Origin of the sequence: Sedimenticola hydrogenitrophicus (assembly GCF_025175675.1) — a bacterium.
Lineage (GTDB): Bacteria > Pseudomonadota > Gammaproteobacteria > Chromatiales > Chromatiaceae > Sedimenticola > Sedimenticola hydrogenitrophicus.
Genome location: NZ_JANIOA010000029.1, coordinates 22,472 through 46,511 on the forward strand (window position 1 = coordinate 22,472; position 24,040 = coordinate 46,511).

Below are 24,040 nucleotides of genomic sequence, written 5' to 3' on the forward strand. Positions count from 1 at the left end.
AAGACTGGGGTGGTATATAGTGCAGTCACACACACACAGAAACACCCCCACGGGCGTGGGGAAGACTTCCGACCGCTACCAGAATCGGTAATCACGCAAGAAACACCCCCACGGGCGTGGGGAAGACTTTACGGGTCGGGTCTGTCTGAACGCCGCCTTGGAAACACCCCCACGGGCGTGGGGAAGACGTGAGTACCAACCCCATCAAAGTACTCGACCTGGAAACACCCCCACGGGCGTGGGGAAGACAGGGGTGACCGGTAGGTTTTGGAGGCCGGGTCGGAAACACCCCCACGGGCGTGGGGAAGACACAACTACATCAAAGCAACCCGAAAGCAGATCAGAAACACCCCCACGGGCGTGGGGAAGACCCGTTTCGTATCGTCCAGAAGGACATAATTATAGAAACACCCCCACGGGCGTGGGGAAGACGCGGGGAGCTGGCCGACGACCTCCAGTAGATCGGAAACACCCCCACGGGCGTGGGGAAGACGGTGACCAGCAGCGCTTGTAGGGCGTTTTTCAGGAAACACCCCCACGGGCGTGGGGAAGACTCGACAAAATCACCCGCGACAACATCATAGACAGAAACACCCCCACGGGCGTGGGGAAGACCGCCACTTCACCCCGGTTCCGCCCCTTGCCTTGGAAACACCCCCACGGGCGTGGGGAAGACCTTTACTGGACACATTGGTATTGCTTCAGGATAGAAACACCCCCACGGGCGTGGGGAAGACCGGTGGTAGTCAATGATACAGCCGGCGTATGTAGAAACACCCCCACGGGCGTGGGGAAGACCCGCCTGGCTGCCTAGTACCTGTCTGGAGGTAAGAAACACCCCCACGGGCGTGGGGAAGACTACGGCGTGGCCCTGCTCTCGCAGATAGCGATAGAAACACCCCCACGGGCGTGGGGAAGACTGGAAAGAGGTTGCATATACCGACCTTAGCTAAGAAACACCCCCACGGGCGTGGGGAAGACTCCGCGCCGCTGATGGCCCGCCGCCTGGTGGTGGAAACACCCCCACGGGCGTGGGGAAGACTAAAAGAGCTAGGGCTACAGAAAACCGTATGTAGAAACACCCCCACGGGCGTGGGGAAGACTCTGCCTTATCAGCCCGAGCTTTTGCAGCCTCGGAAACACCCCCACGGGCGTGGGGAAGACGGACCATTGTTTTCCACCGTTCAATAGAACATAGAAACACCCCCACGGGCGTGGGGAAGACACCACCATCAGGACAAGTGGCATAGTATGTTAAGAAACACCCCCACGGGCGTGGGGAAGACCTGGGCTTGATCTCACGGAGGTCCTTTTCGTAAGAAACACCCCCACGGGCGTGGGGAAGACCCAGGAGACCGGGTTAATGCCGTTGCTTGCAGGGAAACACCCCCACGGGCGTGGGGAAGACGAAAAATATAGCTCTTGCCAGCAAACGCCATCGGAAACACCCCCACGGGCGTGGGGAAGACTTGGCGCAGTATCGACCAGCCCCGTTCCTTATGGAAACACCCCCACGGGCGTGGGGAAGACCCAGCAACGCCTGGAAAGGCATGGTAAGCGTAAGAAACACCCCCACGGGCGTGGGGAAGACCAGGAAAAATATAGCTCTTGCCAGCTAACGTCAGAAACACCCCCACGGGCGTGGGGAAGACCTCACAGCGGCAATGTGGGCCGCCATTGCCGCAGAAACACCCCCACGGGCGTGGGGAAGACATTTGAGAAGAGGCGCTGACCCGGTCGAACGTGGAAACACCCCCACGGGCGTGGGGAAGACACCTCCAGGGCCCAGGCCTCATAGTCGGCGCTAGAAACACCCCCACGGGCGTGGGGAAGACCAGGCGGCCATCCAGACGGAGCTGGCCGATCTGGAAACACCCCCACGGGCGTGGGGAAGACCCGGCTGCCGACCGTTCGGCGGTAAAGCGGATGGAAACACCCCCACGGGCGTGGGGAAGACTTGACGATAAAGGCGAGTTGCTGTGGATCTTGAGAAACACCCCCACGGGCGTGGGGAAGACCCATATATCAGGCATGTTCGGATCACCACCACGGAAACACCCCCACGGGCGTGGGGAAGACGGCGCCACCATGCGGGTCACGTTGCGGTTGATGGAAACACCCCCACGGGCGTGGGGAAGACTGAGTCCGGCGTTGCGGGTGGTGCTGTGATGGGGAAACACCCCCACGGGCGTGGGGAAGACGATTGATCGGTTGGTCAATGCGATCACCGGGCGGAAACACCCCCACGGGCGTGGGGAAGACGTGAACACCATCGGCGCCCGCCACGCCTTCGCGGAAACACCCCCACGGGCGTGGGGAAGACACCAACATATTGTTAAAGATCTCAGCCTCAAACACAAGATAGGCTATTTAGAGGGATTTCAGGGTTTCAACTACCAGTTGTAGCCCTGACAAGGTTGTAAGATTCTTTTTCGTCGGCCCGATAGTTCTTATTTCATACCCTGGCGCGGTTGGTAGTGAGCGAAACATGACTATTCCGGATTCAGGAGGACAATGTCTGTACAGATAATCAATGACGGTTGAGGCGACCGAATCCCTAATACCGGATACGAATACATTTGGCTTTGGCTCGACAAACCAGAGCTTCATACGTCCGCGCACGGCGGGGGGAAGATCATTTGCGATAACGACGAGCACGCTTATCCCCCAGCACGTCTGGTATGTCTTCGGCCAGTTTCGCCAGCAGGTCCATCTCGATAACCCGCTGACGAAAGGCAGCAGATACCTTGTGCTTATCGTACCGGCCTGCCAGATCGCGAGTTAGGGAGAAGGCAAGATCAATACATAGGTGTTCCTTGTACAGGTCGGCCAGGTCATAGACTAACGGCAAGGGACTTCCCGAGTGGATAAAGCCAACATGGGGCAGGTAGCCCATGCTGTGCACCGCAGAACAGAGAATACCGTACAACGCGGCATTGGCGGCGGTGAGCACCTGATTGGTGATGTCACTCAGGTCGAACTTTCCGGGGGTGAAGTTACGACCTTTCCAGCCAACCTGATACTCCTCGGCCTTTTGTTGGTAGAGAGCACGGACACGGTGACCCTCCATCCCCATCATCTCCTTGAGGCCTTTGCCATCCAGATCGGCTTCGGGAAAGCGGCGGGCAAACATTCTGCGCGCCACTTCCAGTGACTTTTTCGGGTTGGCCGACAATTCAATCTGGTGCCTGAGGTTGCGGGTATCCGCTGTGGGTAGAAAACCCGCAGCATAGAACAGTAGCGTATCCTCACCCACCCAACAGACTGAGCAGTTAGCCGCCACCGCTGTTTTGATCGCATCGTGTGTGACCGTGGTGCCGGGTCCGAGGAGCAGGGTATTGAGGGTCGCCACCGGCAGGGGTACAACGTTTCGATCGGCATCTATCCATTTGATGCTGCTGTCGTCGATCTCCAGCCTCCCACGCTCCAGGTAGATAAACGGATATTTATCCTTGACCCGCGGTAGGGAATCCCGTGTTACCTTGACGAACAGACGCTGTCCCGCTGCCATGGCAATTACTCCCTTTTTTGAACCGTAACCCGCCGATCCCGATATTTTTTCCGTTCCCCAAATTGCAGAGGCACGTCATTCAGGATCAACACCTCACCATCGTGTTCACCCTGTAGTACCCGGAAGACAAACGAACGGTTCTTCTCAGCAGATAGCACCTCAGCGGCTTGCAGTGCCTCGGCTGCAGTGTCAAATACACCTTGGCCAATGAATTCGGTTGGCGCACAGTTCTTGCGACCCAGGTAGAGATCCCAGACCGGGCTGGACAGCGCTTGTACTACCTCATCGACCATTGCCAGCGGGGCCTGCAGGGCGACGGCATAAGCCATCTCCTGCAGGTAGTAGCGGTAGGTCATTTTTGTGCCACCGCCAACGGCCTTTTTCCCCTCGCTGGTTTTCGGGATCAACAGACCTTCCCACGGGTCACGGTCATCATAGCCGCTGCCAACCATGTGAAAATCCCTTAGCAGTGGCTGCCGGTGCTGCGTGTTGCCATTCCTGTCCTTCGGCACATAGGCAACCAGTTGCATGTCCAGATCGGCCCACGCACTGAGCCATTGCGCTTCCTCGCCACCAGCGCCGCGGGCACAACAGAGTAGGCCCAACACGCCGGACTTGGTAGGAAAATCGAGGCTGTCGCGACGGCCAAATTTCGAGTCATGCCCCCATGACTGCAAGGGCGCTTCCAGCCAGAGGAGCAGATAGGGATCGCTCATAGGGCACCTCACTGAACATGGCTTTGCAGTGCGGTGACGAGGTCATCGATGCTGAAATTTTCATCCTCACCCCAGTCATAGCTGGCCTGCTTGCCAAATAGGGAGCCAGAGAGTTTCTCCTTCTTGTCCAGGTAACTCTTGAGAGTCTCGATGCTGGGTTGCGAATAGCCGCCATCCTTCGCCTTGACTGCCGTTTCAAACGGCACCTGCAGGCGCTGCCCCTTGCGTACCATGACCCGTGCAAACTCCCAGGGGCTAGCGCCGGACTGGGTGGTTTGGCGGGCACTGGGGACGGCGACATAAAGTGCCTGGGTAAATGCCGCAATGGCTTTTTTGAGGTCATCCTCACCCAAAGACTGGGCCAGTTGTCCCAGGTCGAGGCTGATATAGCGGTAATAGGTCGCAGAATTGAACTCCAGGCTGCCCATATGCGCCGAGCCTGGCTCGGTTTGCAGGTCATCCAGGGCGGTGAAAAATTCCACCTCATTACTCACTTTGTGGGTGGAGATGGCATGGGCGAAGGAGGCGGCCGCCTCGACGTTCATATCGGCTGCCTTGGCTACCATGCGGCCAAACAGGGCGATATCCAATGCGTCCACCGCTGGGTTGATCGCTTTCTTTGCAACTTTGGCGAGCTCTTTTTCTTTTAGCGTGGATTCATCAAACTCATGTTCTTTGGCATATTCGGCGAAGGCCTTGGCCTCTGTTCCGCTGATAAACAGCAAGGTATCATCAATCAACAGATCGGCCATCTTCTTTCCGCATGCCGCTGCCTTTTCCTCGTCGGCCCCGGACTCAAGGCAGGCTTGAGTGAAAAGCCCTTGGGCCTGTTTGGTACGCGCCGCTAGCTTGACGCCAAATTTCTGCATCTCCTGACGAACCTGCCGTTTCCAACACTGCGAGCTGACGCGGGCGCGGGTCACCCCACCCACGATGGCGGTCTTCGGCGCCCCCACGTCATCACGGTTTAGACAAGTGACGGGGAAGGATTGCAGGATATGGTATTCGAAGCGGGTGTTGGTATATGCGTTAGTCATATTGAATTTCCTTTTCAGGCAAAGGGATTGTCGATAAGAGGCACGATCTGCAGCAGACCGCAGCCAAAAGTGCGGGCGCGGCCAATGCCCTGAGTGAAACTGTTGCGAAACTGTTCTCGATCGGTAACACGGAGTTGGCCTTGCACGTGTGCTTGGGCGATGGTGACGGGATTATGCTGTTTGTCGTTGAAATTCAGCACTTCAACTTTATCCACCTGCAGGTGTTGTGGCGACACACGAAAGCCCCAGCTCTGTTGCGCCCGTTCCGTGAACCATTCACCAATCGCCTCGCGCCCCTTGATCGGCAACAGCTTGCGGCTGGCGCTATCGCGCCGTGTCGGGTTGACGATGATCTTGAAGCGATAGTGGTCATGATCGAGAAAACCGTTCGCCACCGGCCTGCTCTGTACCTCGCCGTACAGGCCGCCAATACAATCGGCGGGTGCACGGTTTGCCAGCAAAAGGATGCGACGACCGGAAAAATCGCCGCCCTGGTCAGCAAACAGGATGCCGCTACTCTGGCTCGCGCTTTTCTCCCTGGCTTCACGCACATCCTCATACAGGCTGTAGACCACCCGATGCAGGGAGTAGGGGTCAGTGATTCGCAGCGCCTTGACCGCCTTGCGATCGAGGTGCAGCACGCTGGCGATCATGCTCATGTGCCTTCCTCCTGTGCGTTTTCATTCACCGGCTGGCTGTAAAACTCCTGTGCCCACTGCGCTTTGACCTGCTGATCATTAAATGAAAAGCGGTGTAACTGCCCGAGCAGGCGAATGAAGTCGAGCGGCTGTCTGGCCTTGCTGTCGATGAGCGAAAAGAGCGAGCGCAGGATTCGGCTCACTTCGGCCAGGTCAGAGCAGGCCAGCAAGCGTCTGAGTCGTGCCTTAGCCTGGCTGCTTTCCCGGCCCTCCTCATAGCAGGCGGCGATTGCCCTGCCCAGAGACAGTGTACCGTTGCGCTCCGCCTTGGACTTGGCAATCGCCGCTGCGATGGCGACAAACGGTAACCGTTGATATTCACGCTCAAGGTCGATGCCATACGAAGCCAGCAGTTCCCAGCTTTGGTATTCAGTTGCCGGGTTATCCGCCCGCCGCAGGCGTGCGGCAAGCCCTTTATCCTGCTGGCACTGCTGGACGACACCATTGACGAAACGCATCTCCCACTCGTGATATTTATCACTGCTTTGCTTTTGGGTTTCTACCGCTTCCATTCCCTCACGCCTCCTGTTTCAGGTATTTGCTATTACTCGGTCGGCACTTGGCCCAGGCATCAAGCTGTCGTGCGGTTTCTTTTGGGCAGTACTGGTCGTAGGCTTGCTGAATGTTGCCGGCAAAGCGTTTGCGCAGTCGCTGCCGTTGCAGACGGCCCTGCTCGTTAGGGTCACAACTATCCACCAGCGCCTGAAAATTGCGCTCGCAGAGTTGCCAGAAGAGGTGGGTTGCCTGCGCGGCAAGTTTGCCACCACTATTTTTTGCGTCGACACTCAGTTCCTTGTAAAAGCCGATCACTCGACCATAGAGCCCTTTGGCCAGCTCATTGAGGGCATTCATCTCCGCCTTGAGCTGTGCAAACCAGCTGTCACCCAGCATGTCGCTATGCAGCCAGATCGTTGACTCGACAAAGTCATCACTTCCGGAGGCATACTGCTCACCGGCATTGCTGCTGACTCGCAACCCACCTGACCAGATGGCAAAGGTTGCTGTACTATCGCGTGCGCGATCTAAGCCGGCACTGATCTGTCTGCTTTGAAACCCCTGGATTTGCTCATGTCCGATAAAGCCCAGTAGTGAAGTCAGCTCGCGCCAGGGGCGTTTTTCTGGATTAACCCAGAGTGCCTTTGGCTCTTTTCCTGAATTATTCACGGCGACGGTTGGGTCAGTGACACCTTCCTTGTGGCTGGCATGTGTTAGACCTTCAGAGTAATGCAGCCCTTCATCGGCTAAGAGGCAAAAACGGCATAACGGCACTAGCCTCCCCATGAGTGATTGCTTTAACCTCTGCGCCACTGGGCAATCTTCCCCAACCGGCATCAGCTCCCAGGGTGCGCCGCCGATGCCATGCGAGAAAATGTTGGTCTGTTCAATCTGCCGTGATGTCAGTAGATTGAGCCAGAGTGTTTGCTGTATAGCGTCACCAAGGAAATAGTTGTGCAATAGTCCCATGTGCGCGACCGACGGACCGGGCTTGCTGGAGGACGGCTTGCCCTTATCATTCCGCTTTCCCTGATAGCTTGGTGTCAGCGTTATGCTGTTGTCGGTTTTTTTCCCCGCCAGGGCAAACCCCATCAGACTGACCAGCAACACCGCCTTGTCGGCATCATCCAGTGGTCGTTGCACCTGAGTCTGACTTAGCACCGTGGTGTTCCCGGTGGACACCTCCGGCAGGACGGCGCCATAGCTCTGTAGCGCCGCCGCCGCAATGGCCGGCATCTGCAAAAACGGTCGTTCACCATAGAGATAGAAGCGGTCATGCCACTTCTCCAGGTACTCTGCGCAACGGCGAGACAGCCCCTCAGCCCCAAGAGCCTTCCACTCACGGTCATCCTCCGGTGTCACCGCCGCCTGGGCGATGGCCAGCAACAGCTTCATCAGGGCGATCTTCTGCACCGGGTTGCCACCCAGACTCCTATATTCCGGATGGGTGAATATCTGCCGCAAGCCGGCCCGGCCGACATCCGCCACTGGTATCCAGGGTTCATCCACCAGATTGAAACGGTTTTCCATAATCTCTGTCCTTAGTCTTTTATAACCCGGTAACCCAAGTCATCCCGATAATCCAAGCGATGCTCTTGGTGAACACTGGCACCTTGTAAGCCTTGCAGTGTACCTGTTTCATCCACCAGGGCCACCCGCAATATCGCTTCATCCTGCTCCGGATGGCCGAGGTAGAAACAGTGGTGTAAACCAACTTTCATCAGTTCGTCGATACGCAACTTCGTGGGGGCGTCCTGTATGCGCGCCGGCACAATCTGGCGCATCAGCTTCACACTAAGCCTACGCCACTCGCGCTTGCGTAACCTGTGACGATCCCACGGCAATAGTAACTGCTCCCCGTCCAGCAAGGTCAGACGACTGGCGCGCTGTTCAGGCAGGAATGCCAAACTACGCAGCAGCAACACCTCGTGGCTATCCGTTTCGCTGTAGCGGGTCTGTGCCTTGCTCTCGGGCAGGGTTTTGCCTGATTCAGCCAGGGTTACACGCGCCAACTGATGCAAGGCCTTGCGACCAGTACGCCAACGCGTGCCGTTGTCCAGCTCATCCAGCCATTTGGCCATGTAGTCAATTTCATCACGTTGGACGTAGGTCTGCTCAATCAGTGTTCGTATATCACCCGGCAGGTTGATGGACGGCCGCTGCTGCCAGACCCCCAGAGTGCGGCACAGCACATAGGGGCTGTATACAAAGGCGGTGTTGCCAAAGGCCTGTTGTGGCGCTGCCACGGCCTGCTCAAGGGCTGGAGTCAGCAGCCAGGCTTCACACACGGCAGCGGGACATCTGGGGGTATCGGCGTGGCGCCACAGGCGGCCCGTGCGTTGCAGCAACATGTCGGTGGGCGCAAAGCGACTGACCAGAAAGTCAGCATCGATATCCAGCGACTGCTCTAGTACCTGGGTACCTACAAGGATGCGCCCTTGCCGCTGGCGCTGCGGCCAGCCCGGTTTGCCGTAGAGGTTGACCCAGTGGTCTTCAATCCGCTGACGATCGTCGGCGGTGTAGCGCGAGTGCAGCAAACCACAGGTTAGTCCCAACTCACAGGCCCGCGCGGCCAGATCAAGATAGCGTTGCTGGGCTTCTACTACCGTATTTTCGATCCACAACACCTGCTGTCCCTGGAGCGCGCGGTCGATGGCTTCATTGATGGCGCTCATGTCACTCTCGACCATGCTGATGGCGACAGTCTGATGAGCGACTATGGGTACATAGATTTCGGCCACCTCTTGCTGCCGAGGTGCGGAAGTGATCAGAGGGTATTCGTCGCTTTTCAGATCACACCCCAGCATTTGCCGACGACGATCCCGGTTCAAAGTTGCGCTGAGGATAATTACCGTGCAGTGCAGCTCTCGTAACAGCTCAACCAGCGCATCAAGTAGTGTGCCGGTATAGGCGTCGTATGTATGCACCTCGTCCAGAATGACTACCTTACCGGCCAAGCCAAAGGCACGGACGAAACCGTGCTTGACATTCATTGCCGCCATCAACGCCTGGTCAATGGTGCCGACCGCAAAGGGTGCCAACAGACCACGCTTGGCATGGTTGAACCATGCACCACCCGGCCGTCCCTCCTCGCCCATTTCGTTTTCTTCAAGCATCCATGCTTTGCCATGCAGCAGCAAGGAGCGGTGAGCACAATTTGGCGCCAGTATCACTTTAAGAAAATCATTGAAGCGCTCATAAATCTTGTTCGAGGTGAGTTGCGTGGGTAGGGCAAAATAGATCCCACTCGCCTGCCCGCTGTCGAGCATGTGATAGGCGGCGTACAGCGCGGCCTCAGTTTTTCCCAGTCCCATGGGTGCCTCAAGAACGTATACTCCCGGCGATATGACCTGCTGTATAAGTTGATGTTGAGCGGGGCGTGGCTCAAAACTGAACACCTGACTGAACGACAGATTCGAGTGATATTTCGGAGGGATAAAACCGGCGGCGTCCAATGCACGGAAGATCTTCTCTTGCCATGGTGAAGCGGGGTCTTCAAAAAACTCACCTGAGCCGATCCAGTCAGCAACGGAAGTCAGCCCAGCCAACAGTCGCGCTTGGGGGAGAGATTCAACGACAGGCCAGTCAGTACCAAGTAATTTCTTGAGTTCTTCGACCAGAGCCTTGCGTTCGGCCTGCCATGATGCCCCGCCAAATACCTCATCGTCAGCCCTTTTCCCGCCGACCGGTGGCGAGTAGCCATGGTGCTGCCCCAGGATCTCAGGTACAAAATCAGGGGCGCCGAGTGCCTTGGCCGTTACCTGACTCACTCCGGCGTGACCACCCCAGTCATATTCCAGCGTCAAGTTGATGTTTGGCTGTGCCGGAAGTTCGCTAGTGCCCGTAGTGCAATTTCTACGGATTCTTTCAAAAAAATAGGGGCTGACCTTTCCAATGTCATGGCTAGCCGGTGCCATCGGTGCCCCTGGTGGGAAAAGGCGTTTACTCAAATTCTGCGGAAAACGGGCAATGATCTCCCTGGCGACCTCACCAACAATCTGGCAGTGGTTAAGTACACTACGGCCCGGACGCACTTCACCCGTCATGTCCCGAAATGTTTTCGCGGGGCATTGATCAAAAGGAACGGTGCATTGCTCCCCAGAATTTGTATTTTTCTCTCTTCCCAGCACAACATCTCCAATCAACGGTTATCTGTACTGCTATACGCCGCCACTATTCGATCCAAGGCTCCATCTCCATTATTGGTATGTCGTTCCTCTTCTTGTCTTCGACTTTCAGTCCATGAGAGCATCAACTCTAACCGATAACTGGCTCATATATTGACCCTGCTGCCATCCGGGTTACGGTTTTTGGTAGTGCTGCAGCGCCTGGAGCAGTCGCTCCTCCACCTTGGCACTGAGCGCCGCCGGCCCCACCACCTCTACATCCGGGCCATATTTGAGGATGTCCATCAGCAGCTCCGTGGGATTGGCATAAGGGACATGCAGCTCATAGCATTCGCCAAGCCACTTCCCGACCTGTTTGGGATGCCACTGTTCGTCGGCGACCCAACGGGACATGCGCGGCGAAAAGCGCAGCACCGCCCAGTCGCTCGCTTCATCAGTGAAGATGCCGAAGCCCGCATCGAGGTGGTGCTTGAGCGCTGCTTCGTCTATCTGGCGCTGCGGAATGGCCTGGATATGGGTATCCGTGATCCGGTCCAGCGAGAAGGTGCGCAGTGCATCCGCCGACTCACACCAGGCGATGGCATACCAGTTATCGCGGTAGTGGAGCAGACGATAGGGGTGGATCCGTCGCCGGGTCCGTTCTCCCTTCCCCCTGCCGTGGTAGTCGATATCGAGCACATTGCCATCCAGCACGGCGCCGGCGACGGTGCCGAAACAGTGGCTTTCCAGGCCACGGCTGCCCATCGGCTGCAGCACGATGCGGGAGGTGACGGTGTTGCTGGTATGGCCGCTCTTCTCCAGCAGGGCGCGGATGCGTGTCTTCAGCGGGCCGATGTGAGGGCCGAGGAACCCGGGCTGTACGCTCTCCAGCAACTGCTCACTGGCAAGCAGGGCGTAGAGTTCGCTTTTATTGAACCAGAGTCCCGGAAGCTCGAATTCACCTTGCCCGGTATCGTAGTAGTAGGCATTGTCGTGCCGGTCGTAGATCAGCGGCGCCCCAAGTTGATCGCGCAGCAGGTCCAGATCGCGTTTGATGGTAGCCCTGGAGACCTCGAGACGCTCCATCATCCGCTGCAGCGAGAGACGGCGTTCCTTTTTCAGGAGCTGGTGTAACTGGAATATTCGGCTGGTGACGCCCACGGTCGATCCCTGGTTTATTGTTGTTATCTCTGGCGGCCGCCGGTATTAAGCGAGCTACCTCCCTGACCAGCGGAAATAACCTCGTAAAGTGCTGAGGAATTCGATTCATTTTAGCTGGCGACCACAATACACACGAACACCATGCCTGTTCAAGACTTCGACCGCCCTCGTTAACTGATTCCGGCTCCACGATGGGCTTGCGGCAGAGACAGGGGTTCAGAAAAGGCCAGGGGGGATCACAGTGGCATTCCCACGCCACCCTTTTTTACAACTCAAGTTTCGGAGTTCATTTCACAAAGCCCGAATCGCTGAATTCGAGGGAGGATAAGCATCAGCGCATCCACAATGAATCGGATGGCGGTGGATGCGCAAGCTTATCCACCCTACAAGTACTGCGAACTCCGAAACTTGATTTACAATTGCGATTGCGTTGGAACTATCCTTTCTGCCTGCGGCCTTGGTGATCCCGAGGGGGCTTGTTGGTGAAAACCACTATCTCTTGTTGAGACGATCTGAAGATATACTGCGGTCATGTCCTCACGGATGCCGGGTGTATTGAAGATCGGCCGGTGGGGCTTGTGCACAGATAACTAGAAAAGCGTGCGGCGGTTGAGGAGGAGGTGTGATGATGCGACTTATGCAACGGCTCGGTCTGGGCCTGGTACTCTCGCTGGCGGTGCTGGCGGCCCAGGGCGGCACTCCGCGCGATCCCGGCCGGTACTTTTTCGACCAGACGCTGGGGGATTTCAGCGAGGAGCTGGAAACGGCCCGGCAGGACGGCAAAAAGGCCATTCTGATCATGTTCGAGATGGATGAGTGCCCCTTTTGTCATCGCATGAAGCAGACGGTGCTCAATCAGCCGGAGATCCAGGATTACTTCAAACAGCACTTCCTGGTGTTGAGTGTCGATATCGAGGGCGATGTCGAGATCACCGACTTCAAGGGTCAACTAACCACCGAGAAGGATTTTGCCTTCAAGGGCAACCGGGTCCGCGCGACTCCGGTGTTCGCCTTCTTCGATCTCAACGGCGATCCGATCAAGGGTGCCCGCTACACCGGGGCCACCAACGGCCCGGAGGAGTTCCAGTGGTTTGGCGAATATGTGGTCGATGAGGTGTTCCGGGAGATGAGTTTCACCCGCTATAAGCGCGCCAGACAACAAGCCAACTGAACGCTGCCGGAGCGCATAAATGAAGCATAAACAGCTGCTCAAGCGACTGCTGCCTCTGGCGATGTTTCCAATGGCGCTGCTGCTGGCGCCCGCCCTGGCCGCCGAGGAGGCCCGGCTCCCGGAACCCCTGACCCTGGAATACGCCCTGTCGCTGGCCGATGAGGCCCACCCGGCGCTGACCCTGCGGCAGGCGCGGGTGGATGAGCGCCGGGCGATTCGGGAGCTGACCGAGGCGGAGGGTGGCTGGCATGTCGGGCTCACGGGCTCACTGCGCGTGGTGGACCCCTCCCACCGCTCCCTCGACGGCACCAACAACGACAGCAGCCTGCGCCTGAAGATGCGCAAGCGGCTGTACGATTTTGGTTACAGCGAGGCGGCGCAACAGGCCACCGATGCCGCGCTGGAGGGCAGTGAGTGGTCCTATCTGGAGGCGCGCCAGCAACGCCGCCTGTCCATCATGCGCGACTATTTCGATGTGCTGCTGGCGGACCTGCGCTACATCCGTGACAACGAAGCGATGACCATGGGTTACCTGCACTGGGACAAGGCCCGGCAGCGTCAAGAGCAGGGGCAGCTTTCCGATATCGAGGTGCTGGAGCTGGAGAGCCTGTTTCAGCAGCGGCGCACGGAGTGGCAGCGCAGCCGCAATCAACAGCGCGCCAGCCGTCTGAAGCTGGCCATCAGCCTGAATCGTCCCGAACAACTCTCCGGTACCCTGGCCGCGCCGCCGTTAGCGCTTGAGCGGGAGCTGCCCGAGGTGGCCCCGTTGACCGAGGAGGCGCTGAACAACAACCCGCGCCTGCGTGCCCTGCGCCGCCAGGTGGAGGCGGCCCAGGCCGAGGTGCGGGCGGCACGCTCCTACTATGGCCCCACCATCCATGGCGAGGTGGAGGCGGCGGCGTACAACCGGGTCACCAGTACCCGCGACCCGCTGGCGGCGGCGCTGGTGATCGAGGTGCCGCTGTTCAGCAGCACGTACGACGCCGCGCTGGCCAAACAGATCGCCCGGCTGCATCAGCAGCAGGCGCTGCTTGCCAACGGTGAGCTGGAGCTGCGCCAGGCGGTGCTGGATCTCTGGCTGGAGATCCAGGTCCTGCGGGACAAGCAGAAGGAGATGGCGGCGTTGGGCGCCTACCGCGATCTCTATATCGACCGCAGCCGCGCCCTCTATGAGCTGGAGGTGAAGTCGGACCTGGGGGATGCGCAGGCGCAGATTTCCGACTATCAATTGCAGCAGGCGATGGCGGACTACGAGCTGGCCATGGCCTGGGCCAATCTCGATGCCCTGCGCGGGACACTTATAGAACATGAGGCAAGGGCTGTGGAGGAACAACAATAATGAAGCGGATACTGCTAGTGCTGGCGACGCTGCTGATGCACACGGCGGCGGCTGAAGAGCTGAACGCCACCCTGGACTGGAGTCAGCGGGTCGGCCTGGGGCTGACCGTCTCGGGGGTGATCGCCGACGTTGCCGTCAAGCCCGGCCAGCGGGTGGAAAAAGGTCAACTGTTGGTGACCCTGGACGACAGCCATCTGCGGGCGCGGATTGTCCGGGCCGAGGCCGAACTCGAAGAGGCGCGGCAGAACCGGGACGAGGGGGCGCGGGAGCTGGAGCGCGCCACCGAGCTGTATGACCGCACGGTGCTGTCGGATCATGACCTGCAGTTGGCCCAGATCGGCGAGGCACGTGCCAAGGCGACTTGGCACAAGGCCCGGGCCGACCTGGCCGAGGCGCGTATCCTGCTGCGGCAGAGCCGTATCGAGGCGCCCTTTTCCGGGCTGGTGATTCATGTGGCTGCCCAGCCGGGTCAGGCGGTGATCAACGGCCTGCGTGCCGAGACCCTGATCGAGCTGGCGCGGGACGACCGGCTGGTCGCCCGCGCGGCCATCGGTGCCGAATTGGCTGCACGCCTGGAGAGCGGTGCCGGGGCCAGCGTGGAGCTGAGCGGGCAGCGGCTCGAGGCGCGGATAGACCGGGTCGGACTGGAGCCGGTGGAGACGGCCGGCAACGGGGCGCCGCTGTATGAATTGCGCGTGGTGTTCGATCGTCCCGAGGGGCTGTCGGCACGGACCGGCCTGCCGCTGGTGATCCGCACCCTGGAGTAAGGGGCGAGCCGGTCATGTTGATGGGTCAGGTTGTCCCTTCCCCCCCCCGCCGACGATTGTGGATGATGCGACCGGCGCTCCCGTAGGGTGGGTTAGGCGCGCCGGGCGCGGGGGGTGGCCGTTTGCATGGTACCGTGCGCGCGCCGTAACCCACCGCCACCCTTGTCACGGCGCTGCATCACCGGCCGGTTGGCCGCACTGGATACAGAAGCGGTTGCCCGCAACCAGCTCGGCACCGCAGTGGATGCAGAACTTTTGCTGTGCGGTGGGTTGCGCCGCCCCGGACGGTGACAGGCTCTTGCCGAGTTCCTCGATCAGCCGGTCGACGCCGTAATGGAAGTAGGGTTCGCCCGGGATGATGATGGCGTTGCGATAGGCCAGCGGTTGCAGGCTCTCCGGCAACTCGTCGGCATCGGGCATCCGGCTGTTCTTCACCAGCACCGGGATTACCGGGATGCCCTTGTTCAGGGCGGTCTCGATTTCGACCCGCAGCGGATCGCCGGCCAGCTCCAGGCGGCGTTCACCCTTTGCATTTTTCGCCTCCAGCCATTGGTTGCCGATGATCGCCACCAGCACGTTGCAGTGGTCGATGGTGTTGCCGATGTGTTGGCGAAAATCGACCCCGGCGGGGATCGAATCCACGTCGCGAAATACCGTCTCCTTGCCGAACTCGCCGTTCAGCCGGTCACAGATCCGGCCGGTGATCTCACGACTGTCTTCACGCCGATAGGAGACCAAGATACTGCCGGAACGCCTTTTTCGCGCCGCCGCGGCCGGCGGTCGGGCAGGCGTCGCGGCGCTGCGCGCCGGCGGGGGAGGTGGCCGCGCCTCACCCAGTTCGACATAGAGATACTGGCTGGGCTTGACCACGGCGTTGATCGATTTCTCAAACCCCTTCAGGCTGAAGACCTCTTTCAGGTTCTCTGGTGAACGGTCACCACAGCGTAGCGCCAGCTCCTGCTCCGGCTGCAGCAGGATGGACAGCGGTTGGCTTTTGTAGAAGTCCAGTTTGACCGCGATGAGATGGGGTCCGGCAGGCACCTTGAACTGTTTGGTCTGGCCCGACTTGATCTTGCCGATGGACCGGTTGTCCAGGGTGATGGTGAACTGGCGCAGCTGATTGGAACTGGTCCGGGTACGCTGCAGCGTGATAATGGCGGAGGCGTTGCTCATCGACTCACCTGTTGCGTCCGGCTACAGGTCGCCGCTGATGATCAGATAGAAGACCATGATAGCGATACTGGCGTAAAGCCAGAGCTTGCCGGCATCCTTCTTCGCCTCCGACTCGCCCTGCACCAGGTAGAGGATGCCCATGACCAGGCCGATGAACGGGATGAACAGGGTGGCGATCAGGATGCCGTACTTCAGGCCATTCGGGACCGTTCCCTGCGGCTCGGCGCCAAGCTCGACCACCGGGCTCCCCGCGTGCCCGCCACCGGCCGGGCTGGCCAACGGATGGCGGCAGTTGCCACAGAAGCGGGCGTTGTCTGGGTTCTCTGTTCCGCACTCCGGACAAAACATGTTGCGCCTCTCCCTGTTGATTGATGGAGTGATCGCTCCATCCACCCGGCCCCGAAGCTCGACATCCGTGGGGCCAACCTGCCGTGCGCCGGCAGTTAAAATTGTAGACCACCGGACCCGTCGCGGCAGGCGGCGTGGCCAAAGGGCGTCCGACTCTACTCAGGACGTAGGATGCGGTGAGTGAAACGAACCGCATCGAGGGGTGCTGTAGTTTCCGATGCGGCTTGGTGCGGTTCGCGGGCTCACCGGCACCCTACGTCCGGAAAGTGGGCCGAAGGGGTGGCCCAATGCTTCCCTTTGATTGCGAGGCCGGTTCCCCGGTCTCACGGTTCTGTTCGGCACGTTGCGGCAGCACGCCTGGGCCAAAGGCGCTTGACTATACTCAGCTTGTAAATCGGCGGCTAGACGTCGGGTCCGGTTCCCGGCACAGGGAGTTTGCCTCACCATGGATAAACGCAAGGAGACCAATTCAGCACTGGTGGGCCGGGCGCGGGCGGTCCTGCGCGGCCAGGCGATGGAGGCAGGGGAGGTGGACCGGTTGGCCCGGGAGCTGATCGCGGCCGATCTCCACTACTGGGCACGGCGCCTGTTGCTGAAAGTGCTGGCGCGCGGCGATATTGAGCGCGCCCAGCGCATCCGCCTGGTGCAGGCCCTGGCCCTGGCCACCTACAAGGACCACAGCCTGTTGCAGCTGCAGGCGTTTGACCGGGCGCTGGAGTTGCTGGCGGCGGAATTCGATCTCCCCACCACCCGGGACCAGGAGACCCTCGGCCTGGTCGGTGCGCTCTACAAGCGACGCTGGCGTATCGACAGCCGCCGCCAGTGGCTGGAGCAGTCGCTGCACTACTATCGGCGCGGCTTCGAGTGCGGGGTGGCCGGTGACGCGGGCTACACGGCGATCAACGCCGCCTATATCCAGGATGTGCTGGCCTGGCTGGAGACTGGCAGTCACCAAGCCAACACCACCATGGACAGCACCCGGGCGCAGCGTGAGGATGCCCTGGCGATACGGCGCCAGGTGATCGAGGTCCTTACCGAGCATCTGCCGCCTCCCGCCCAGGTGACCACGGCGGATTACTGGTTGCTGGCGACCCTGGCGGAGGCTCACCTGGGGGTGGGTGACAGTGAACGTGCCGACAGCCTGCTGGCGCAGGCCGCCCGGCTGCACGGGGTGCCGGACTGGTGGCGCAAAAGCACGGTGGAGCAGCTGGTCCATCTGGTTCAGGTGCAAGCGCCGCTGGAGGATCCCGACGCCATCCGCGACACGCCCGCGTGGCGGGCGCTCATCCCGCTGCTCGGCGAGTCGTCCGCCCGGGCGGCGCATACCCTGGCCGCGGGCAAGGTGGGGCTGGCCCTCTCCGGCGGCGGCTTCCGCGCCTCGTTTTATCATCTGGGGGTGCTGGCGCGACTGGCCGAGCTGGACATGCTGCGCCACCTCGAAGTGCTCTCCTGTGTCTCCGGCGGCTCCATCGTCGGCGCCCACTACTACCTGGAGCTGCGCCGCCTGCTGCAGTTCACCCGGCACCGCGACGATCCGGCCCGGCGCGGCCTGGGCGATGCCGAGATCAGCCAGCGCGACTACCTCGACCTGGTGGACAAGCTGATCGACGATTTCCTCGACGGGGTGCAGAAGAATCTGCGCATGCGGGTGCTGGCCAATCCCCTGGCCAATCTCAAGATGCTGTTCCTGCCCACCTACTCGCGCACCGAGTATCTGGGCGAGCTGTATGAGCAGCATCTCTACAGCCGGGTCGATGACGACGGCGCGCCGCGGCGTTACCTGGATGAGCTGGCCATCCGGCCGCCGGACGAGGCCGAGGGCTTTCGCCCCGGTGATGTCAACTGGCGGCGCTGCCACAAGATCCCCCAACTGGTGCTCAACGCCACCACCCTCAACACCGGCCATCTGTGGCAGTTCACCGTCAGCTGGATGGGCGAGTCGCCCAATATCGTCAACCGGGAGTTCGACAAGAACCCGCGCCTGCGCCGGCTCTATTACCAGGAGGCGCCGGAACCGCGCTATCGCCACTTCCGGCTCGGCCACGCGGTGGCGGCCTCCTCCTGCGTGCCCGGCCTGTTCGAGCCGCTCGAACTGCCGCGGCTGTATGCGCGGAGCAACATCCGCCTGGTGGACGGCGGGGTGTATGACAATCTGGGGGTGGCCGCGCTCACCGAGCAGGACTGCGCGGTGATGATCGTCAGCGATGCCAGCGGCCAGCTCAGCGCCGACGATGATCCCGCCGGCGGAATCCTGGGGCCGGTATTGCGCAGCATGTCGGTGATGATGGGGCGGATACGCGGCAGCGAATACGAGGATCTGCACGCCCGCAAGGAGAGTGTGCTGCTCAAGGGCATGACCTATGTGCACCTGACCCAGGGGCTGGAGGGGCGCGAGCTCGACTGGAAGGGGAGCGGGGTGCCGGCGGATCCCGCCGCGGCGGCGCCGGTCACCCGTTATGGCATCCGCAAAGAGGTACAGCAACGCCTGGCCATGATGCGCACCGACCTGGATTCGTTCACCGACGTGGAGGCGTTTGCGCTGATGAACAGCGGTTACCACGCCATGTCCGCGGCGGCCGGCGAGTTGCGCGCGTTTCCCCTGGCGCGGGATATCACCCGTCCCTGGCCGTTCCGCGAACTGGACGCGGCCATGCAATCGACCAACGCATCCGGCACCGGGCTCGGTGCCGCCGCGCTGGACCGGCACCTGGCGGTCTCGCACCTGAAGTTTTTCAAGGTGTGGCACCTCAGCGCCGCGCTCAAGACACTGGCGGTTGCGCTGGCCCTGTTGCTGCTGGGCGGTGTCGGTTACTGGTTTATCGACGGACTGCGCAACCATCCGCAACTGAGCCTGATGGAGACGGCACCGATGCGGGCGCTGTGGGGCTGGCTGGTCAACGCCCTCACCCTGCGGAACCTGGCCGGCGGTGGCGTGCTGTTGCTGGTCGGCTACCTGGTCCTGGCGCTGTTCGGGCAGCGTTTCGGTAAACGTATTATGCAATTTTTCCGCCTGCGTTCGATCCTGCAGCGGGCCGCCATCGGGGTGGGTATCGGCCTGATCGGGTGGACACTTCCCATGCTGCATCTGGCGCTGTTCGACCGCCTGTTCCTGCGCCTCGGTCGGCTGCGTTCAGCGCCGCGCAAGGGCGCTGTCATGACATCAGTAGACGGAACTCCCTGAACCAGCGGGCCAGGCGCTCGTGGTAATGATGGGCGGCGTATTGCGGGCCATTGTAAAAGCGCGCCACCTGATGAAAGTCCGCTTCGGCGGGGTCGCGCTTGCGGGTCTGGGCCTGTTTCGGTTTCAGGAAGCGGGCCACATAGGCCACCTGTTCATCCAGCGGTGCCGTGAACAGCGTACCGGCATCGGGCGCGCCCACCGCGCGGTAATTGCTGCCCATGATCTGGCCCAGCCCCAGGCTCATCGAGCGCATGCGCAGCTCCGCCAGGTCGCCATCCGGATGGGCGCGATTGAGCCGGGAGAGGTAGTGCTGTTCGAAGCGCGGCCGGATGATCCCCGCCGTCTCCTGGCGGATGATGGAGAGTATCCATTCGGGTCTCACCTCGACACTCTCGGTGTCCCGCAGGCGACGCGAGGCGGACTCGGCCGCGGCACCGTAGCGCTCCAGGATCGCCCGGCAATCAAGGAAGCGGTTTTGCTGCAGGGCATTGAGATGAAAGAGCGCCAACTCGAAATCCCCCGCCATGATCAGCTGCTGTTCGCAGCGCCGGATCGCCTCCTGCAGCATCGCCCGCAATGTGACCTGGTCGAGGGTGGCGTCGGGGATGCTGTCGATCAGGCGGCGGGCGCTGTTCCACTGGCAGGGATAACACAAGTCAGCGCGGAGGATTTCCCCGCTGAGACGATGCTCGTATTTGAACTGGGCGATGCCCCGGTTGGTGCCGCGGCCGAAGTCGCCGTCGATCAGGAAGGCGCCGCTGGCCGCGGTGGAGTAACCGAGAAAGATCATCAGCCGCTGCAGCGCGCCGATGGCCGACTCGCCGGCCGATTGCCGGGTCAGGCGGACGTCGGCGGCGAGGAACCGCGCCAGCGCGGCGCGCCAGGCGCTGCCGTCATCTTCGGGGTGGGTGAGGATCCGCTGGACGCGGGGGTCATTGATCAGGGTGACAAAATCCATTTCCAAGGTCCGGCCTGCACGGCAGTACAGGGGAAAGTATGGCACAGCCGGGGGTAGGTCGTGTTAGCCGAAGGCGTAACCCCAGCGACTGGAACCGCGGCGAGAGACGTAGCTCCCGTAGGGTGGGTTAGGCGCGCTTGGCGCAGGGGATGTCCGTCTGCATTGCACCCTGCGCGCGCCGTAATCCACCGTTTGGCGGTTGCGTAATCGGTGGGTTACGCGGCGCCTAAGCGTTGTCACGGTCTGGAAGTGGAGTGCCTGTGCGCCGCTAACCCACCCTACGATGGCGGCCGTAGTCAGCTATTCGGCGTCATCGGGCGCATACATGGCGTGAAACCGCTCCGCCGCCATGCAGTAGCCATCGGTTTCGTCGGCCTGGTTGAACACCAGGTAGTCCCCCGCCGCGTAGTGTGACTCGCCCTCCCGGGTGGGTAGCGTCCCGGCGGTCTGCGCCCGACGTGCCCACACCGGCGTGGTCTTGATATAACGGCCGGGGGCAACCTCCCGGTAGGTGCGGGCAAACACATCGGCGGCGACGGTATAGACGTCACCCCGGTTGTCGACCAGCCAGTCGCCCGCCCGAGCCCATTGCTCGGCCCCCCATTTGTGATAACGGAGACCCTCGGTGTCCAGCTCCAGGCGGATGGCGGTGACCGCCTGGTCAGGACGTTTGCGGTAGCGGCGAAGGGTGATCATAGACTCAATTTGGATCATGCCGGGGTCGGAGTCAAGCCGCTCGACCCGGAGCGTTTCCCCAGGTTTATGTAGACTGTCGGTATATGATTTCAATCATACGTGCGGCCTGGTCCCCGCTCCTAGAATGGTGCTTTTCCAGAGATCTCGCGAGGCGTCCCATGTCCAGTTCATACCGCTTGGCAGTTGTCCTGCTCTCCTTTTTGCTGGTTGCCCCGGTCCACGCCGAGCCGGACACCCGGGTGATGGTGGAACTGCCGGCGCCGATGAAGGCGCACATGCTGCAGAATATGCGCGGCCACCTGGTGGTGATCGACCGGCTGTTGCTGCAGCTGGCCGAGGGGCGGCTGGATGAGGCCGCCGAGTTGGCCGAGGCGGAGCTGGGTATGAGCTCCCTGGACAAGCACGGAGCCAGCCATATCGCCCCGTTCTACCCGGAGGGGATGCGCCAGGCGGGCACCCGGATGCACGGGGCCGCCAGCCGTTTTTCCCGCACCGCCCAGGAGGGCGATGCGATGGCGGCGTACCAGGCGCTGCAACAGGTCACCGCGGCCTGTGTCGGCTGCCATGCGGGCTACCGGGTGCAGTAAACGGGGGGGCGTGATGCCATCGCCGCGCTGTCACCCCGTTTTGTTGATGGGTTACGTCGTTCCTCCTCCACCCATCCTGCGTCCGCCATCGTAGGGTGGGTTAACGGCGCACAGGCACGCCACTTTCAGACCGTGACAACGCTTAGGCGCCGTGTAACCCACCGATGCCGCAACCACCATTGAGGGTTCGACCGACCGGGTGAACCCACCGTGACCCCGACAAGCATACTTTCTCCATGTTGTTACCCGCCGATTCCCTGTCTAGTATTGATCTGTAGTCCCCGCCCGATTCTAATCGCCCGTGCAGCATCGTCCGGTGGCCGGTTTGGGCGGGATGGAGGAGTTGGCAAAATTGCGTCAGGTCGATACGCGGTTACAAGGAGAGAATAATGAAAACGCTCAGAGCCCCGCTGCTGCTTTTACTGCTGTTGGTTTCCAGCCTTGCCGTTGCACAGATGCAGCGTACCCCCGCGCCGCAGGAGGCGTCGGTCTACATCATTTCGCCGGCGGATGGCGAGACGGTGCCGACCACGTTCAGCGTGATCTTTGGATTAAGGGGGATGGGGGTGGCGCCCGCCGGTACCGAGAAGGAGAGCACCGGCCACCACCACCTGATGGTGGACGGTGAGATGATGCCCGCTATGGATCAGCCCCTGAGCCAGGAGATCAAGCACTTCGGTGGCGGGCAGACCGAGGCCGAGCTCACCCTCAGTCCCGGCAAGCACACCCTGCAGCTGATTCTCGGTGACAAGGCGCACATTCCCCATGAACCGCCGGTGGTCTCCGACCCGATCACCATCACCGTGAAGTGATCCTCCCACACCGACGGCCAGGCTGCCCGTGGAAAGCGGCAGACTGGCCGTTCCTATCCGGCCCGTAATCCACCTGAGTCAGCAGCGCGCGCACGGATCCTGCCGTATGTAGGGGCAGGCCCCCGTGCCTGCCTGGGTCGGCAGCGCTCGCGCGGATCCTGCGCCGGTTTGAAGCAGACCGGGGCACGAGCTGTATGGCGGTGCACAAAACTTGTGCACGGCGTCTGGCCCCGTTTCCGCAATTCATTGCCAACTCGTTGTATTATCAGGTCTTTTAGGATTTGGCACAGGGCGTGCTGAGTGATCGGCAGCCAACCGCGCCCACGTGTCCCGTTTGTCCAGGGAGGGAGAGCGAAGCAGGAAGCCAGAGCCGAGGGAGGTGCGGGCGTGTTTGATCCATCACACTACTAATGAAAGGTTGATCCAATGAAGCTGAAAAAAATTTCCATCGCCTGCTGTTTCATGGTGGGTTCATACAGCGGTCTGGCCCTGGCCGAGGGTCCGATCAGCGGCAACGTGGCGTTGACTTCCGACTATGTCTGGCGGGGTACCTCGCAGACCGATAATGGACCGGCCATCCAGGGCGGCTTTGCTTATGCCCATGCCAGCGGGTTCTATGTCGGGGTATGGGGTTCCAATGTCGATTTCAAAAGCGATGCCAATGTGGAGCTGGATCTCTACGGCGGTTACAGCACCGAACTCGGCAATGGCCTCGGTGTCGACGTGGGCGTGATTCACTACGACTATCCCGGTGAGTCCAACCTAAACTTCGAGGAGGTCTATCTGGGTCTGAGTTACGACTTCCTCAGTGCCAAGGTCTCCCATGACCCGGACAACGACAACACCTACTGGGAGGCGGGGGCCGATTTCGCCCTGCCGCAGGATTTCAGTCTCGGGTTGCATGTCGGTTATACCGATCCGGATGCCGGCAATGAGGTGACGGACTGGAAAGTGGGCGTCAGCAAATCCGCCTTCGGGGTCGACTTCGAACTGGCCTATACCGATACCGACAGCGATAACAACTCCCTGGCAGATGGCCGGGGTATCTTCACCGTCTCGAAGAGTTTCTGATCCTTTCCAGACCAGGGGCGGCGTCCGCCGCCCCTACCCCGCTTCGTGAAATGAAGCATCTTCAATGTCCCGATAAGAATATGATAAAGATTCTGTACGATCGGCCGCTCTCCTTAACTCAAGTTTTCGGAGTTCATTTCACAAAGCCCAAATCGCTGAATTTGTAGGGTGGATAAGCATCAGCACATCCACCATGAATCGGATGGTGGTGGA

20 protein-coding genes and 1 CRISPR repeat array (1 of these 21 only partly in view) are annotated in these 24,040 nt (G+C 60.6%); of the genes, 7 read left to right on the forward strand and 13 right to left on the reverse strand.

The window, feature by feature from the left end:
• A CRISPR array of direct repeats spans positions 1 to 2,323; the repeat unit is 28 nt; unit sequence GAAACACCCCCACGGGCGTGGGGAAGAC (it extends 633 nt beyond the left edge of the window).
• 47 nt (positions 2,324 to 2,370) lie between these two features.
• From cas2e to NPX02_RS15100, 9 genes are all read right to left on the reverse strand, one after another.
• Entirely contained in the window at positions 2,371 to 2,610 is a 240-nt protein-coding gene (gene cas2e, locus NPX02_RS21630; RefSeq protein ID WP_260294624.1) for a type I-E CRISPR-associated endoribonuclease Cas2e, read from the reverse strand.
• A 25-nt stretch (positions 2,611 to 2,635) separates the two neighbouring features.
• Positions 2,636 to 3,511, reverse strand: a complete 876-nt coding sequence (gene cas1e, locus NPX02_RS15065) for a type I-E CRISPR-associated endonuclease Cas1e (RefSeq protein WP_260294589.1) — start codon at positions 3,509 to 3,511, stop codon at positions 2,636 to 2,638.
• A 5-nt stretch (positions 3,512 to 3,516) separates the two neighbouring features.
• The gene (gene cas5e / locus NPX02_RS15070; RefSeq protein WP_260294590.1) at positions 3,517 to 4,227 is read right to left on the reverse strand and encodes a type I-E CRISPR-associated protein Cas5/CasD; all 711 of its coding nucleotides are present in this window, start codon (positions 4,225 to 4,227) and stop codon (positions 3,517 to 3,519) included.
• An 8-nt stretch (positions 4,228 to 4,235) separates the two neighbouring features.
• Entirely contained in the window at positions 4,236 to 5,264 is a 1,029-nt protein-coding gene (gene cas7e / locus NPX02_RS15075; RefSeq protein WP_260294591.1) for a type I-E CRISPR-associated protein Cas7/Cse4/CasC, read from the reverse strand.
• A gap of 14 nt (positions 5,265 to 5,278) precedes the next feature.
• On the reverse strand, positions 5,279 to 5,923 hold the full coding sequence (gene cas6e / locus NPX02_RS15080) for a type I-E CRISPR-associated protein Cas6/Cse3/CasE (RefSeq protein WP_260294592.1): 645 nt from the start codon (positions 5,921 to 5,923) through the stop codon (positions 5,279 to 5,281).
• The gene (gene casB, locus NPX02_RS15085) at positions 5,920 to 6,474 is read right to left on the reverse strand and encodes a type I-E CRISPR-associated protein Cse2/CasB (RefSeq protein ID WP_260294593.1); all 555 of its coding nucleotides are present in this window, start codon (positions 6,472 to 6,474) and stop codon (positions 5,920 to 5,922) included. Before casB ends, cas6e begins: the two co-directional genes overlap by 4 nt.
• A 4-nt stretch (positions 6,475 to 6,478) precedes the next feature.
• Positions 6,479 to 7,987, reverse strand: a complete 1,509-nt coding sequence (gene casA, locus NPX02_RS15090; RefSeq protein ID WP_260294594.1) for a type I-E CRISPR-associated protein Cse1/CasA — start codon at positions 7,985 to 7,987, stop codon at positions 6,479 to 6,481.
• Positions 7,988 to 7,998: 11 nt separating this feature from the next.
• Positions 7,999 to 10,587 (reverse strand): CRISPR-associated helicase Cas3', encoded by a 2,589-nt coding sequence (gene cas3 / locus NPX02_RS15095; protein ID WP_335342585.1) that lies wholly within the window; start codon positions 10,585 to 10,587, stop codon positions 7,999 to 8,001.
• Positions 10,588 to 10,758: 171 nt separating this feature from the next.
• On the reverse strand, positions 10,759 to 11,724 hold the full coding sequence (locus NPX02_RS15100; protein WP_260294595.1) for a helix-turn-helix transcriptional regulator: 966 nt from the start codon (positions 11,722 to 11,724) through the stop codon (positions 10,759 to 10,761).
• A gap of 628 nt (positions 11,725 to 12,352) precedes the next feature.
• Between NPX02_RS15100 and NPX02_RS15105 the strand changes: the two genes are divergently transcribed.
• The 3 genes from NPX02_RS15105 to NPX02_RS15115 are packed head-to-tail and all read left to right on the forward strand — an operon-like array spanning position 12,353 to position 15,001.
• Positions 12,353 to 12,895: a thioredoxin family protein gene (locus NPX02_RS15105; RefSeq protein ID WP_418067343.1), complete on the forward strand. Its 543-nt coding sequence runs from the start codon at positions 12,353 to 12,355 to the stop codon at positions 12,893 to 12,895.
• A gap of 19 nt (positions 12,896 to 12,914) precedes the next feature.
• Positions 12,915 to 14,234: a TolC family protein gene (locus tag NPX02_RS15110; protein ID WP_260294597.1), complete on the forward strand. Its 1,320-nt coding sequence runs from the start codon at positions 12,915 to 12,917 to the stop codon at positions 14,232 to 14,234.
• Positions 14,234 to 15,001, forward strand: coding sequence for an efflux RND transporter periplasmic adaptor subunit (locus NPX02_RS15115; RefSeq protein ID WP_260294598.1), 768 nt, complete (start codon positions 14,234 to 14,236; stop codon positions 14,999 to 15,001). The genes NPX02_RS15110 and NPX02_RS15115 overlap by 1 nt, the downstream gene beginning before the upstream one ends.
• A gap of 165 nt (positions 15,002 to 15,166) precedes the next feature.
• Here the strand turns inward: NPX02_RS15115 and NPX02_RS15120 are convergent, their stop codons facing one another.
• Positions 15,167 to 16,174, reverse strand: coding sequence for a TIR domain-containing protein (locus NPX02_RS15120; RefSeq protein WP_260294599.1), 1,008 nt, complete (start codon positions 16,172 to 16,174; stop codon positions 15,167 to 15,169).
• A 21-nt stretch (positions 16,175 to 16,195) separates the two neighbouring features.
• The gene (locus NPX02_RS15125) at positions 16,196 to 16,522 is read right to left on the reverse strand and encodes a zinc ribbon domain-containing protein (RefSeq protein ID WP_260294600.1); all 327 of its coding nucleotides are present in this window, start codon (positions 16,520 to 16,522) and stop codon (positions 16,196 to 16,198) included.
• Positions 16,523 to 16,967: 445 nt separating this feature from the next.
• On the opposite strand from NPX02_RS15125, the gene NPX02_RS15130 reads away from it, so the two are divergent.
• On the forward strand, positions 16,968 to 19,703 hold the full coding sequence (locus tag NPX02_RS15130; protein WP_260294602.1) for a tetratricopeptide repeat-containing protein: 2,736 nt from the start codon (positions 16,968 to 16,970) through the stop codon (positions 19,701 to 19,703).
• On the opposite strand, the gene NPX02_RS15135 is transcribed toward NPX02_RS15130, so the two are convergent.
• Together NPX02_RS15135 and NPX02_RS15140 are read right to left on the reverse strand one after the other, a co-directional pair.
• The gene (locus NPX02_RS15135; RefSeq protein WP_260294604.1) at positions 19,675 to 20,661 is read right to left on the reverse strand and encodes an N-acetylmuramidase family protein; all 987 of its coding nucleotides are present in this window, start codon (positions 20,659 to 20,661) and stop codon (positions 19,675 to 19,677) included. The two genes, NPX02_RS15130 and NPX02_RS15135, sit on opposite strands and share 29 nt — an antisense overlap.
• Positions 20,662 to 20,961: 300 nt before the next feature.
• Positions 20,962 to 21,357, reverse strand: coding sequence for a hypothetical protein (locus tag NPX02_RS15140; RefSeq protein ID WP_260294605.1), 396 nt, complete (start codon positions 21,355 to 21,357; stop codon positions 20,962 to 20,964).
• 158 nt (positions 21,358 to 21,515) lie between these two features.
• Between NPX02_RS15140 and NPX02_RS15145 the strand changes: the two genes are divergently transcribed.
• From NPX02_RS15145 to NPX02_RS15155, 3 genes are all read left to right on the forward strand, one after another.
• Entirely contained in the window at positions 21,516 to 21,944 is a 429-nt protein-coding gene (locus NPX02_RS15145) for a cytochrome c (protein ID WP_260294606.1), read from the forward strand.
• 389 nt (positions 21,945 to 22,333) lie between these two features.
• Positions 22,334 to 22,756 (forward strand): DUF4399 domain-containing protein, encoded by a 423-nt coding sequence (locus tag NPX02_RS15150; RefSeq protein WP_260294607.1) that lies wholly within the window; start codon positions 22,334 to 22,336, stop codon positions 22,754 to 22,756.
• 426 nt (positions 22,757 to 23,182) lie between these two features.
• The gene (locus NPX02_RS15155; protein ID WP_260294608.1) at positions 23,183 to 23,827 is read left to right on the forward strand and encodes a TorF family putative porin; all 645 of its coding nucleotides are present in this window, start codon (positions 23,183 to 23,185) and stop codon (positions 23,825 to 23,827) included.
• Positions 23,828 to 24,040: the final 213 nt, after the last annotated feature.

Coding starts and splice junctions, on each gene's coding strand:
- NPX02_RS15130 (WP_260294602.1), top strand. CDS start 16,968: ATGGATAAACGCAAGGAGACCAATTCAGCACTGGTGGGCCGGGCGCGG.
- cas2e (WP_260294624.1), bottom strand. CDS start 2,610: ATGAAGCTCTGGTTTGTCGAGCCAAAGCCAAATGTATTCGTATCCGGT.
- NPX02_RS15110 (WP_260294597.1), top strand. CDS start 12,915: ATGAAGCATAAACAGCTGCTCAAGCGACTGCTGCCTCTGGCGATGTTT.
- casB (WP_260294593.1), bottom strand. CDS start 6,474: ATGGAAGCGGTAGAAACCCAAAAGCAAAGCAGTGATAAATATCACGAG.
- cas1e (WP_260294589.1), bottom strand. CDS start 3,511: ATGGCAGCGGGACAGCGTCTGTTCGTCAAGGTAACACGGGATTCCCTA.
- NPX02_RS15135 (WP_260294604.1), bottom strand. CDS start 20,661: ATGGATTTTGTCACCCTGATCAATGACCCCCGCGTCCAGCGGATCCTC.
- NPX02_RS15125 (WP_260294600.1), bottom strand. CDS start 16,522: ATGTTTTGTCCGGAGTGCGGAACAGAGAACCCAGACAACGCCCGCTTC.
- NPX02_RS15155 (WP_260294608.1), top strand. CDS start 23,183: ATGAAGCTGAAAAAAATTTCCATCGCCTGCTGTTTCATGGTGGGTTCA.
- NPX02_RS15150 (WP_260294607.1), top strand. CDS start 22,334: ATGAAAACGCTCAGAGCCCCGCTGCTGCTTTTACTGCTGTTGGTTTCC.
- NPX02_RS15120 (WP_260294599.1), bottom strand. CDS start 16,174: ATGAGCAACGCCTCCGCCATTATCACGCTGCAGCGTACCCGGACCAGT.
- cas5e (WP_260294590.1), bottom strand. CDS start 4,227: ATGAGCGATCCCTATCTGCTCCTCTGGCTGGAAGCGCCCTTGCAGTCA.
- cas7e (WP_260294591.1), bottom strand. CDS start 5,264: ATGACTAACGCATATACCAACACCCGCTTCGAATACCATATCCTGCAA.
- NPX02_RS15145 (WP_260294606.1), top strand. CDS start 21,516: ATGTCCAGTTCATACCGCTTGGCAGTTGTCCTGCTCTCCTTTTTGCTG.
- casA (WP_260294594.1), bottom strand. CDS start 7,987: ATGGAAAACCGTTTCAATCTGGTGGATGAACCCTGGATACCAGTGGCG.
- NPX02_RS15115 (WP_260294598.1), top strand. CDS start 14,234: ATGAAGCGGATACTGCTAGTGCTGGCGACGCTGCTGATGCACACGGCG.
- cas6e (WP_260294592.1), bottom strand. CDS start 5,923: ATGAGCATGATCGCCAGCGTGCTGCACCTCGATCGCAAGGCGGTCAAG.
- NPX02_RS15105 (WP_418067343.1), top strand. CDS start 12,353: ATGCGACTTATGCAACGGCTCGGTCTGGGCCTGGTACTCTCGCTGGCG.
- NPX02_RS15140 (WP_260294605.1), bottom strand. CDS start 21,357: ATGATCACCCTTCGCCGCTACCGCAAACGTCCTGACCAGGCGGTCACC.